Origin of the sequence: Pseudomonas sp. CCC3.1 (genome assembly GCF_034347405.1) — a bacterium.
Classification (GTDB): domain Bacteria; phylum Pseudomonadota; class Gammaproteobacteria; order Pseudomonadales; family Pseudomonadaceae; genus Aquipseudomonas.
Window position 1 is genome coordinate 5514871 of the sequence record NZ_CP133778.1, and the last position, 12330, is coordinate 5527200.

At 57.4% G+C, this 12330-nt stretch carries 13 protein-coding genes; 9 read left to right on the plus strand and 4 right to left on the minus strand.

Translation table 11 applies throughout. The features are described 5' to 3' along the window. Positions 1-25 precede the first annotated feature (25 nt). On the plus strand, positions 26-685 hold the full coding sequence (locus RHM56_RS24200; protein ID WP_322236787.1) for a TetR/AcrR family transcriptional regulator: 660 nt from the start codon (positions 26-28) through the stop codon (positions 683-685). Between the two features lie 148 nt (positions 686-833). Here RHM56_RS24200 and tauD read toward each other — a convergent pair whose 3' ends face one another. The 4 genes from tauD to tauA are packed head-to-tail and all read right to left on the minus strand — an operon-like array spanning position 834 to position 4354. After that, a complete protein-coding gene (gene tauD, locus RHM56_RS24205) occupies positions 834-1667 on the minus strand; it encodes a taurine dioxygenase (RefSeq protein WP_322236789.1) in 834 nt (277 codons plus the stop codon). Positions 1668-1721: 54 nt separating this feature from the next. After that, positions 1722-2555: a taurine ABC transporter permease TauC gene (tauC, locus tag RHM56_RS24210; protein WP_322236791.1), complete on the minus strand. Its 834-nt coding sequence runs from the start codon at positions 2553-2555 to the stop codon at positions 1722-1724. Then, positions 2552-3346 (minus strand): taurine ABC transporter ATP-binding subunit, encoded by a 795-nt coding sequence (gene tauB, locus RHM56_RS24215; RefSeq protein WP_322236793.1) that lies wholly within the window; start codon positions 3344-3346, stop codon positions 2552-2554. The genes tauC and tauB overlap by 4 nt, the downstream gene beginning before the upstream one ends. A 27-nt stretch (positions 3347-3373) precedes the next feature. Next, complete coding sequence (gene tauA / locus RHM56_RS24220; protein ID WP_322236795.1) at positions 3374-4354, minus strand: taurine ABC transporter substrate-binding protein; 981 nt, start codon at positions 4352-4354, stop codon at positions 3374-3376. A gap of 498 nt (positions 4355-4852) precedes the next feature. On the opposite strand from tauA, the gene RHM56_RS24225 reads away from it, so the two are divergent. The 8 genes from RHM56_RS24225 to RHM56_RS24260 all read left to right on the plus strand — a co-directional run bounded on the left by RHM56_RS24225 (position 4853) and on the right by RHM56_RS24260 (position 12203). Next, a complete protein-coding gene (locus RHM56_RS24225; protein WP_322236797.1) occupies positions 4853-6205 on the plus strand; it encodes an OprD family porin in 1353 nt (450 codons plus the stop codon). Between the two features lie 309 nt (positions 6206-6514). Next, positions 6515-7153 (plus strand): peroxiredoxin, encoded by a 639-nt coding sequence (locus RHM56_RS24230; protein WP_322236799.1) that lies wholly within the window; start codon positions 6515-6517, stop codon positions 7151-7153. A 270-nt stretch (positions 7154-7423) separates the two neighbouring features. After that, a complete protein-coding gene (gene ssuE / locus RHM56_RS24235) occupies positions 7424-8017 on the plus strand; it encodes an NADPH-dependent FMN reductase (RefSeq protein ID WP_019410782.1) in 594 nt (197 codons plus the stop codon). A gap of 173 nt (positions 8018-8190) precedes the next feature. After that, on the plus strand, positions 8191-9156 hold the full coding sequence (locus RHM56_RS24240; RefSeq protein ID WP_322236801.1) for a sulfonate ABC transporter substrate-binding protein: 966 nt from the start codon (positions 8191-8193) through the stop codon (positions 9154-9156). Positions 9157-9187: 31 nt separating this feature from the next. After that, positions 9188-10336, plus strand: coding sequence for an FMNH2-dependent alkanesulfonate monooxygenase (gene ssuD, locus RHM56_RS24245; RefSeq protein WP_322236803.1), 1149 nt, complete (start codon positions 9188-9190; stop codon positions 10334-10336). A gap of 7 nt (positions 10337-10343) precedes the next feature. After that, a complete protein-coding gene (gene ssuC, locus RHM56_RS24250; RefSeq protein WP_322236805.1) occupies positions 10344-11150 on the plus strand; it encodes an aliphatic sulfonate ABC transporter permease SsuC in 807 nt (268 codons plus the stop codon). Beyond that, a complete protein-coding gene (ssuB, locus tag RHM56_RS24255) occupies positions 11147-11953 on the plus strand; it encodes an aliphatic sulfonates ABC transporter ATP-binding protein (protein ID WP_322236807.1) in 807 nt (268 codons plus the stop codon). Before ssuC ends, ssuB begins: the two co-directional genes overlap by 4 nt. 34 nt (positions 11954-11987) lie before the next feature. After that, on the plus strand, positions 11988-12203 hold the full coding sequence (locus RHM56_RS24260; protein ID WP_003444581.1) for a TOBE domain-containing protein: 216 nt from the start codon (positions 11988-11990) through the stop codon (positions 12201-12203). The last annotated feature ends 127 nt before the right edge of the window (positions 12204-12330 follow it).

Sequence of the window (12330 nt, forward strand, 5' to 3'; positions counted from 1 at the left end):
GCCTGCTGCCCTGCAGGAGACACCCATGACGCGCCTCGCCACCCCACGTGCAACCCCTCGCAAATCCCGTGCACGCAGCCAGGGCCGAATCGATTCGATACTCGCCGCTGCCCGCACCTTGATGGCGACGCAAGGGGTGTCCAGCCTGTCGATCTACAGCGTGGCCGAGCGCGCTGAAATCCCGCCTTCTTCGGTCTATCATTTTTTTGCCAATGTGCCTGCCTTGCTCGAAGCGCTGACCGGCGATGTGCACGCCGCTTTTCGTGCGTGCCTGCAAGCGCCCATCGCCCACGAAAGCCTGAACACCTGGCGTGACCTGTCGCACATCGTTGAGCGGCGCATGCTGTCGATCTACAGCGAAGATGCGGCAGCCCGGCAACTGATCCTGGCCCAGCATGGGCTGACCGAAGTGACGCGAGCTGACCGTCAGCACGACCTTGAACTCGGGCAATTGATGCATGCGTTGTTTATGCGTCATTTTGAATTGCCGACACTGCCACAGGACGTGGACGTGTTTGCGCTGGCGATGGAGTTGGGTGATCGGGTGTATGCGCGCTCGATCCAGTTGCACGACTGCATCACCCCGCGCATGGCCGAAGAAGGTCAGCGCGTGTTTGATGCATATTTGGGGTTATACCTGCCGCCTTTTTTGCCAAAACGCCAAGCGATTGCACCGGCCCTGTAGCAACGTGAAGTGCGCCCCTGTGGGAGCGGGCTTGCCCGCGAAGGAATCGATGCGGTTTAACAGAAAAACTGCATCGCCTGCATCGCTGGCAAGCCCGTTACTCTTAAGTGAACAGCATTGTCTGTAGCCAGCTCGCACTGGCCTTAGATCAAAACGGTGCATCACCCAAAATTGTCGCGCGGTGCATCACGCGGCGGTTCGGGCGGTAGTCGTCCACGGCGTAGTGCTGGGTCACGCGGTTGTCCCAGAACGCTACGTCGTTTTCCTGCCAGCGCCAGCGAATGGTGTACTCGGGGCGGGTCGCGTGAGCAAACAGCAGCTTCAAAATCGCTTCGCTTTCCAGGTCTGAAAGCTCATTGATCCGCGTGGTGAAACCTTCGTTGACGAACAGCGCTTTGCGCCCGCTCACCGGGTGCGTACGAATCACTGGATGCGACAGCGGCGGGTTGCTTTTGCGGGTTTGTTCCCAGCGCGCAAAGTCTTCCGGGGTCGAACCAAAGCGCTCCAGCGGGAACGATTTGGTGAAGTCGTGCGTTGCGGTCAAACCGTCGAGCAACACTTGCAGCGGTTTCGATAACCCTTCAAAGGCGGCGATGCCGCTGGCCCACAACGTATCGCCACCGAACGCTGGCAACTGCTTGGCACTCAAGACTGCGCCCAGAGCAGGCGTCGGCAAAAAGGTCACGTCGGTGTGCCACATCGCGTTGTCACGTACGTCGGTGACGGCCGTGTCCAGCACCAGCACTTCAGGTTGCTCGGGCACGTTGGGGTAGATCGGGTGAATGTGCAGGTCACCAAAATTGGCCGCGAAACGCGCTTGTTGCTGCGGGGTCACGGGCTGATTTCTGAAGAATATGACCTGGTGCTTAAGCAGCGCCTGCTCGATGGCATCGCGGTGTTCCAGGCTGAGTGGCTGGGTCAGATCAACGCCGTCAATCTGGGCGCCCAGGGCAGAGCTAATAGGGGTAATGGTCAGGCTCATGGTCATCTCGTTATCTGCGCGCTGATTAATCAGCGTCGATGTTATTCGAAGTTGTTAGTGAGCCTGGCCGTGCCACGGCACCAGCTTGCGTTGCAGGGCGCGTAGGCCCATTTCCATGGCGAAGGCGATGATGGCGATCACCAAAATCCCCAGTACCACCACGTCGGTGACTAAAAACTGTGCCGCGGACTGCACCATAAAACCCAGGCCGCTGGTGGCTGCGATCAGTTCGGCGGCGACCAGTGTCGACCAGCCCACCCCCAGCCCAATGCGCACGCCGGTCAAAATGTCCGGCAAGGCGCTCGGCAAAATCACGTGGCGAATCAACTGCCAGCGGGTGGCGCCCAACGACTGCGCAGCGCGGACTTTGGCCGGGTCGACGGTGCGCACGCCAGTGGCGGTCGCAATCGCAATCGGGGCAAAAATCGCCAGGTAAATCAGCAACACTTTCGACAGCTCGCCAATGCCGCACCAGATCACAATCAGCGGCAAATAAGCCAACGGCGGAATCGGGCGATAGAACTCGATCAGCGGATCGAAAATGCCGCGTGCAATCCGGTTGTGGCCAATCGCAATACCCACCGGTACGGCGGTCAAAATCGCAAAGCCCAAGCCCAGACCAATGCGGCTAAGGCTCGCGCCCAAGTGCTGCCACAACGTGGAGTCCATGTAGCCTTTGGTCGCCAGCAACCAGCCTTTTTCCAGCACGTCAGACGGCGGCGGCAGAAACAGCGGTTCGATCAAACCGGCCGCCGTCACGGCCCACCACGTGGCGATTAACGTAACGAGGGTGATGACGCTGATCCAGCGCGTGCTCAAACTGCGCTTTACAGGGCGCGGCGCGTGGGGTGCAGCAACGGGGGCTGCGACGGCTTCATAGCTGCTCATGCGCGCTCCTGCCGCTGAGCGGCACCGCGTTGTGAAAACACGCGCTCAAGCACGTGCTCACGGGTTTCAATAAAACGAGGGTCGGATTTGATCGAGCGAGCCGACTCGCCAGCGTTGTAACGCTGGCCGAAATCCAGGGTCAGGCGCTCAACGATACGGCCAGGATTGGGCGCCAGCAAAATCAGGTCAGTGGCCAGAAACACGGCCTCTTCGATGTCGTGGGTAATCAGGAACACCGGCTTGTCGGTGCGCTTGCACACTTGCAACAGCAGTTCTTGCATCTGTTCGCGGGTGAAAGCATCGAGGGCGCCGAAAGGTTCATCCATCAGCAGCACGCGCGGGTCAGCCGCCAGGGCGCGGGCCAGGCCCACACGTTGCTTCTGGCCGCCAGAAAGCTCCCACACGCGGCGCTTTTCAAAGCCCGACAAATCCACCAGCGAGAGCATTTCGCGGGCGCGCGCTTCGCGTTTGTCCCGCGCAATGCCAGCCAGTTCCAGACCGAAAGCGACGTTAGCCAGCACGTCTTGCCAAGGCAGCAGCACATCGTCCTGAAACACCACGCCACGTTCGGCGCTGGGGCCTTTTACCGGGGCGCCATCGAGGGTGATGCGTCCGGCACTGGGCTCAACAAAACCGGCAATCAGGTTAAGCAGCGAGGTTTTGCCGCTGCCCGAAGGGCCAAGTGCGACCAGCAGTTGCTGAGGTCCGAGATTGACGGAAATATCCGACAGCACCGGCTCAGCTGCGCCTGGGTACTGTGCGCTGATGCGCTCCAGTGATAACAAGGCCATGACGGTCGACTCCTCAGCGGGCGTAAATTATTGAGTGATGAAGCTGGCGTTGACCGCCGGTGCGTAGTCCGGCAGTACCGCGTCGACCTTGCCTTGTTCTTTCAAGAAGGCGGCCGTGTCAGTCAGTGCTTTGGTGGTCGGTGCACCGAGCAGAACCACTTGTTCGGCTGCCAGCGGGTAGACGTTGCCTTCCAGCAGTCCAGGAATGTCAGTGGCCTTGGCGCCGGAAAGTTTTACAACCTTGTCGACATTGCTCTGATTGGCCACCCAGGCTTTCGGATCTTTCTGGTAGTCGGCGTAGGCATCCAGCGTGACTTTAGCGAAGCCTTTAACGACTTCCGGGTGCTTGGCGGCGAAGTCTTTGCGCACGATCCAGGCATCAAAGGTCGGTGCGCCCAGCTTGCCCAGCTCGCCAGAGGTGATCAGCACTTTGCCGTTCTCTTTGGCTGCGCCCAGTGCCGGGTCCCAGACGTAAGTGCCGTCGATATCACCGCGTTTCCAGGCGGCCACAATGGCCGGTGGCGCGAGGTTCAGAATCGTCACTTTCGACGGGTCGATGTTCCAGTGCTTCAGCGCGGCGAGCAGGCTGTAGTGGCCGGTCGATACGAATGGCACGGCGATTTTTTTACCCGCCAAGTCTTGCGGGCCGTTAATGCCGGAGCCATCACGAACGACCAGCGCCTCTGCGCCGCCGATCTGGGTGGCGATCAAAAAGGTTTCTACCGGCACCTTGCGGGTGACGGCGGCCGTCAGCGGGCTTGAACCCAAGTAGCCGATTTGCACGTCGCCCGAGGCGATGGCGGCAATGATGTCTGCGCCGTTATCAAACTTGCGCCATTTGATGTTGGCGCCCGTGGCTTTTTCGTAAGCGCCGTCAGCCTGGGCCACTTTGGCCGGGTCTACGGTTGTTTGGTAAGCCACGGTCACATCGGCGGCGGCCTGCGCAAAGAAACTGGCACCGGCCAGAGACAGGGCTGCCAAAAGGCGTAGGGGGGCGTTCAGTTTCATCGGGAGAGTCCTCGGCAGGCGGCCGGTTATCGGCAGATGCGAGGTTAAATGATCTAAGAACGAGTAAATAAATAACTTTTAAGCATTAGCTTATGAAGTTCTGACTTCTTCATTCGTGCGCGCGCACGAGCTTTTATCCGGGTTTTTCAGTCATGGCACGCATGCCGCAAACCGCTCGGAAGACTCAACTTAAAAATTTCATAAAAATCTATTTATGAATACGACCAAAGGCCGATAGCATCCGCTCGCGCGGTCGTAGGACTTTTCCTTACATATACCTATTAGTTATGAAAGATTTAGAAATAATTCTTTTTGGGTTTATAAAAAAGTCTTTAACCTTCGTGTCTACGGTAGATCACTAGACGAAGGTCGTAGGCGCCAGATGTTGGGATTGACTTGTCATTCACGGTCTGGCGCTAATCGCGCATCCAGTAGCACCGAGACGTCAGATCTTGGGCGAACGAACTACAAAAATTAGAAATGTAAAGGAGCAACACAATGAACAAGTCCACCGTGGCCGTGGCTGTAGCCCTCGGTTTGTTGGCGCAACAAGCGAGCGCTGATGGCTTCATCGAAGACAGTAAAGCGACGCTCAAACTGCGTAACTTCTACATCAACACGGATAACCGCGATGCAGGCACCAAAGCTGCAGGCGCGCAAAGCAAAAACGAAGAGTGGGGCCAAGGCTTCCAGGTTGACTACACCTCGGGCTTCACCGCCGGTACTGTAGGTTTCGGTGTGGATGCAATTGCTCTGTTGGGCGTACGTCTGGATTCGGGCGGCGGCACCAACGGCGCAACGGCTACTTCGTACGGCGGCACTGTGTTCCCGAGCAAGTCCAACGGCGACGCTGTTAATGACTTCTCAAGCTTGGGCGTCACTGCCAAAGCCAAAATTTCTCAGACCGAACTGCGTTACGGCACCCTGATGCCCAAACTGCCCGTTATTTCCTATAACGATGGTCGTCTGCTGCCACAGACCTTTGAAGGTGGCCAGATCACCTCCAACGAGATCAAGGACCTGACCCTGATCGGCGGTCAGATCGAGCACGTTAAAGGCCGTAACTCCAGCAACAACGAACAGTTGTCGATTTCGGGCGCGAACAACCCGGTGACGGGTGAGTTCAGCAACAAATTCCGCTATGCCGGTGCTGACTACAAGGTCACCAAAGACCTGTTGCTGCAGTACTACTACGGCAACCTGGAAGATTTCTACAAGCAGAACTTCCTGGGTCTGGTTCACAACTGGGCAATCGGTCCAGGCGTGTTGAAAACTGACCTGCGTTATTTCAACAGCACCGACGATGGCAAAAACAGCAACCAGTCGTCTTACTACACCACGGGTTCCTACAGCGGCAACGCTAGCGGCAAAGGCCCAGTCGACAACAACCTGTACAGCGGTTTGCTGTTGTACACCGTTGCTGGCCACACCTTCGGTGGCGGCTACCAAGTCAGCAACGGTAGCAGCGACTTCCCTTGGTTGAACCAAGGCGACGGTTCGTCGAACTACACCATCACTGACTCGCAAATCCAGAAGTTCGGCCGTGCTGGCGAACGTACCTGGCAAGCACGCTACTCGTATGACTTCGCCAAGGTCGGTGTTCCTGGCCTGACCGCAGGTGCTGTTTACCTGCACGGCGACAACATTGACACCTACAGCGGTGGCAAGCAGAACAACAACGGCGCTTCCGAATGGGAACGCGACATCACGGTTGCCTATGTTGTTCAAGAAGGCGCGTTGAAAAACCTGGGCCTCATGTGGAAAAACGCCATGTGGCGCAACGACATCGCTGGCCAGCGCAACCAAGACGAAAACCGTCTGATCGTGAGCTACTCGATCCCGTTGCTGTAAGCCGTTTGTAGCGAAAAAAAGTAAGACGTAAAAGAAAGAAAAATCCTGCCCGGCGCAATGCCGGGCAGGGTGTTTACCGAAGACCTGAACGGTCAATTCGCAACACATTAATAGTCGTAGCTCCCTGCCACTCCCCTTGCCTAAACCTGGATCCAGAGTGGACCCGGTACCGGGTTGCGTCCAATGAAACAGTATTTAATATTCCTTTCAGGACTAACCAAATCGATATTTATTCTTTTTAATTCGCTCGTGACGCAGGCAGAGTAAGCCCATCACGCCCTGCCATTCCCTACAAAAAGGAGCTGCACCATGAGCCTAAGACTCGGCGACATCGCCCCCGATTTCGAACAGGATTCCAGCGCTGGCAAAATCCAGTTTCATGAATGGTTGGGCGACAGCTGGGGCATTCTGTTTTCGCACCCGGCCGACTTCACCCCGGTGTGCACCACCGAACTGGGCTTCACGGCCAAGCTCAAGGATGAATTTGGCAAGCGCGGCGTCAAAGCCATTGCCCTGTCGGTTGACCCGGTGGACTCGCACCACAAGTGGATCGGCGACATCAACGAAACACAGAACACCGTGGTCAACTTCCCGATCCTGGCCGACACCGATCGCAAAGTGTCTGACCTCTACGATTTGATCCACCCCAACGCCAGCGACACCCTCACCGTGCGCTCACTGTTTGTGATTGATCCAAACAAAAAGATTCGCCTGACCATCACCTACCCGGCCAGCACGGGGCGTAATTTCAACGAAATTCTGCGCGTGGTTGATTCGCTGCAACTGACCGATAACTACAAAGTGGCGACTCCGGCCAACTGGCAAGACGGTGACGAGGTCGTGATCGTGCCGTCGCTCAAGGACGAAGACGAAATCAAAAAACGCTTCCCTAAAGGCTACCGCGCCGTGAAGCCCTACCTGCGCCTGACGCCACAGCCAAACAAGTAACCCGTTTTCCGTAGGAGCGAGCTTGCCTCGCGATCTTTTAATGATCAAAAGATCGCGAGGCAAGCTCGCTCCCATGAGGTTTTCCTCTTCAATGCAACAGGGTTTAAGGCCGTTTCGACGGCCTTTTTTTTACGTATAAATTCATATGCATTTATGGAATAAACAAATGAATAAATATGATTTATAGATATAAAAATCACCTGTTAATGTCACCTCACTCAAGCGAAAACGCTGACAACACATTGCACACTTCAATCAAGGAAACACCTAATGCTGGTCGTGACACTCGGAGGTAGCCCAAGCCAACGATCCCGCTCCGGGGTATTGCTGGACCGCGCCAAGCACTGGCTCAACCAGCAAGGCGTTGAAGTGGTGAGTTATCAGGTACGTGACTTTCCGGCTGAAGACTTACTGCATGCGCGCTTCGACAGCCCAAAAATTATCGACCTGTTGCAGCAAATTGAACGTGCCGATGGTTTGGTGATTGCGACCCCGGTGTACAAAGCCTCTTTTAGTGGTGCGCTCAAAACCGTGCTCGACTTGCTGCCTGAGCGCGCCCTGAGCCACAAAGTGGTTCTGCCTATCGCCACCGGCGGCAGCATCGCTCACATGCTGGCGGTGGACTACGCGCTGAAGCCCGTCTTGTCGGCGCTCAAGGCTCAAGAAATGCTGCACGGGATTTTTGCTGAAGACAGTCAAATTGCTTACGGCGAGGGCAGCGCTCAAGCGCAACTGGTGCCGGTTCTGGAGCAACGTTTGAACGAGTCCCTGGAGCACTTCTACAGCGCCCTGGCTCGCCGTCCGAAACCACTGGACCCCAACATCCTCAACGAGCGCCTGCGCACGGCTCGCTGGAGTATCTGAATTAATAAACACAATCTGTAGGAGCGAGCTTGCCTCGCGATCTTTTAAAAGATCAAAAAATCGCGAGGCAAGCTCGCTCCTACAAAGACGTTATAAGCGTCACCCACCTTACTGAACCGCTAACGGCTCGGCAGGTGCTACCCGATTATCGAATTACAAATAAGGAGAGCGCCATGCGCCCTGTTATTTTGCGTCGTGGTCTGGTCGCACTGTTTGCTGCGGCTGTGTCGTTCGGCGTTGTACTGCAAGCTCAAGCCGATACCGTGCGTATCGGCTATCAGAAATACGGCACGCTGGTGCTGCTCAAGGCCAAAGGCACGTTGGAAAAGCGTCTGGCCGAGCAAGGCGTCGACGTGCAATGGACCGAGTTCCCCGGCGGCCCGCAACTGCTTGAAGGCCTGAACGTGGGCTCAATCGACTTCGGCGTGACCGGCGAAACCCCGCCTGTCTTTGCCCAGGCCGCAGGCGCTGATCTGCTGTACGTCGCCTATGAGCCACCCGCGCCGACCAGCGAAGCGATTCTGGTGCCCAAGGATTCGCCGATCATCTCGGTGAAAGACCTCAAAGGCAAAAAAGTGGTGCTCAACAAAGGCTCCAACGTGCACTACCTGTTGGTGCGTGCCCTTGAAGATGCTGGCCTGAAATACACCGACATCCAGACCGTGTTCCTGCCGCCTGCGGATGCGCGTGCAGCCTTTGAACGCGGCAGTGTGGATGCCTGGGTTATTTGGGACCCGTACCAAGCTGCTGCCGAGCAACAACTGCACGCTCGCACCCTGCGTGATGCGACCGGTATCGCAGACAACCACCAGTTCTATCTGGCGACCAAGCCGTTCGCTGAGCAGCATCCTAAAGTGATCGAAACCCTGATCGACGAAGTGCGCAACGTCGGAGAGTGGGCCAAGGCACACCCGCAGGAGGTGACCCAACAAGTCGCTCCGTTGCTGGGCCTGCCAGCCGACATCACCGAGACCTCAGTGAAACGCCAAGGCTACGGCGCGCAGTTCCTGACCCCTGAAGTGGTCAACGCACAGCAAAAGATTGCCGACAGTTTTTACCAGCTCAAGCTCATTCCAAAGCCGCTGGTTATTAAAGATGTGATCTGGACGCCACCGGCCACTGTGGCCAAAGCCCCTTAACGCTTGCTGTACCCATTTAGGAGACCACTCCATGAGCCTCAATATTTTCTGGTTCCTGCCTACCCACGGTGATGGCCATTACCTTGGCACCTCCGAAGGCGCACGCGCCGTCGACTACGGTTATCTGCAACAAGTTGCGCAAGCTGCAGACCGTCTTGGCTTCGGCGGGGTGTTGATCCCGACTGGACGCTCATGCGAAGACTCCTGGCTGGTAGCCGCTGCATTGATTCCGGTGACCCAGCGTTTGAAATTTTTGGTGGCACTGCGTCCGGGTATTGTTTCGCCGACCGTGGCGGCCCGTCAGGCCGCAACCCTGGATAGATTGTCCGGTGGGCGTGCGCTGTTCAACCTGGTGACCGGTGGTGACCCGGACGAGCTGGCCGGTGATGGTTTGTTCCTGAGCCACGAAGAGCGCTATCAGGCCTCGGTGGAATTCACCCGCATCTGGCGCCGCGTGCTCGAAGGCGAAACCGTCGACTACGACGGTCAGCACATCAAAGTCAAAGGCGCCAAGTTGCTCTACCCGCCGATCCAGCAACCGCGTCCGCCGTTGTACTTCGGTGGATCTTCGGAAGCGGCGCAAGACCTGGCCGCGGAACAAGTTGAAATGGTCCTGACCTGGGGCGAGCCACCGGCTGCGGTCGCAGAAAAAATCCAGCAAGTGCGCGACAAAGCCGCCAAGTTGGGCCGCACCGTGCGCTTCGGCATTCGTCTGCACGTGATCGTGCGTGAAACCAACGAAGAGGCCTGGAAAGCCGCCGACAAACTTATTTCTCATCTGGACGACGACACCATCAGCCGTGCTCAAGCCTCGCTGTCACGCTTTGACTCGGTCGGCCAGCAGCGCATGGCTGCCCTGCACGGCGGCAGCCGCGACAACCTCGAAGTCAGCCCTAACCTGTGGGCCGGTGTTGGCCTGGTACGAGGTGGCGCGGGTACGGCGCTGGTCGGCGACGGCCCAACGGTTGCAGCACGGGTCAAGGAATACGCAGACCTGGGCATCGATACCTTTATTTTCTCGGGTTACCCCCACCTGGAAGAGTCGTACCGCGTGGCTGAACTGCTGTTCCCGCACCTGGACATCGAGCGCCCGGAACTGCCCAAAGGTGCCGGTTACGTGAGCCCGTTTGGTGAAATGGTCGCCAACGACATCATTCCCAAAGCCGCGTCGCAGAGCTGAGGCGGCCATGAGTACGGCGAAGGCTTCAAGCCTTAATAAAATTGGCCACACGCTTGCCCCTTGGCTGTTGCCCTTATTGCTGCTGGCGGTGTGGCAGTTGTCAGTGTCGGCGGGCTGGTTGTCGACGCGCATTTTGCCCGCACCGATTGCAGTGATTGAAGCGGGCGTGGAACTGGTGCGCAGCGGTGAGATTTGGAAACACCTCGCCATCAGCGGCTGGCGTGCAGGCGTTGGCTTTGCCATCGGTGGTGGCATCGGCCTAGCGTTGGGGTTTATCACAGGCTTGTCGAAGTGGGGCGAACGCCTGCTCGACAGCTCGGTGCAAATGATCCGCAACGTGCCGCACCTGGCGCTCATCCCGCTGGTGATCCTGTGGTTTGGCATCGACGAATCGGCCAAGATTTTTCTGGTGGCGCTGGGGACGTTATTCCCGATCTACCTCAACACCTACCACGGCATCCGCAACGTTGACCCGGCGCTGGTTGAAATGGCCCGCAGCTATGGTTTGTCCGGTTTCAGCCTGTTCTGGCAAGTGATCCTGCCGGGTGCGCTGCCTTCGATTCTGGTCGGCGTGCGCTTTGCACTGGGCTTTATGTGGTTGACGCTGATCGTGGCGGAAACCATCTCTGCCAGCTCCGGCATTGGCTACCTGGCGATGAACGCCCGGGAGTTCTTGCAAACCGACGTGGTGGTGCTGGCGATTCTTTTGTACGCGGTACTCGGCAAATTGGCCGACAGCGCGGCCCGGGGTCTGGAGCGTGTGTGGTTGCGCTGGCACCCGGCGTATCAAGTGGTTAAAGGCGGTGCAGCATGACAGCTCAACAGCTCCCGCACTTGCGCCAGGGCATCCCTTTGGTGGTGCAGAACCTGCAAAAAGCGTTTGGTGATCGTCAGGTATTGCGTGACATCAACCTGCACATTCCGGCAGGGCAGTTTGTAGCCATCGTGGGCCGCAGCGGGTGTGGCAAAAGCACCCTGATGCGCTTGCTGGCCGGGCTCGACCAGCCCACGGGGGGTCAACTGCTGGCCGGTAGCGCACCGCTGCAAGACGCGCGTGACGACACCCGACTCATGTTTCAGGAAGCGCGTTTGTTGCCCTGGAAAAAAGTCATCGACAACGTGGGCCTTGGCCTCAAAGGCGACTGGCGGCCAAAAGCCCTTAAAGCGCTGGAAGAAGTGGGTTTGGCCGAACGGGCCAACGAATGGCCAGCTGCTTTATCGGGCGGGCAAAAACAGCGTGTGGCCTTGGCCCGCGCCTTAATCCACCAACCGCGTTTGCTACTGCTGGATGAACCGTTGGGTGCCCTGGATGCGCTAACCCGCATCGAGATGCAACAACTGATCGAACGCCTGTGGCGCCAACATGGTTTCACTGTATTGCTGGTGACCCATGACGTCAGTGAAGCCGTCGCGATTGCTGATCGGGTCATCCTGATCGAAGACGGCGAAGTGGGGCTCGACCTCACTGTCGAACTGCCGCGCCCTCGGGTGCGGGGTTCACATCGACTGGCGGCATTGGAAACCGAAGTGCTTAACCGAGTCCTCGCCTTACCGGGTTCGCCACCTGAACCAGAACCTGTAGCACCGCTGCCCACGCAATTGCGTTGGGCGCAATAAACCTACTTTTAATCCCAAGACAGGAATCCACACCATGACTATCAAAGCCATCAACGTTCGCAACCAATTCAAAGGCCACATCAAAGAAATCGTACTGGGTGACGTACTGTCCGAAATCGACGTACAAACCGCGTCCGGCATCGTGACGTCAGTTATCACCACCCGCTCGGTCAAAGAGCTGGAGCTGGTGGTCGGCAGTGAAGTCATCGCCTTCGTAAAATCCACCGAAGTGTCCATCGCCAAGTTGTAATCCATGAAAGATCCACAACCCCGAACGGTGTGAGCCCTTCGGGGTTTTTTTATGGTGTTGCAAAGATCAAAAGATCGCGAGGCAAGCTCGCTCCTACAGGGGGTGTGGACATATTCAGATTCACAGC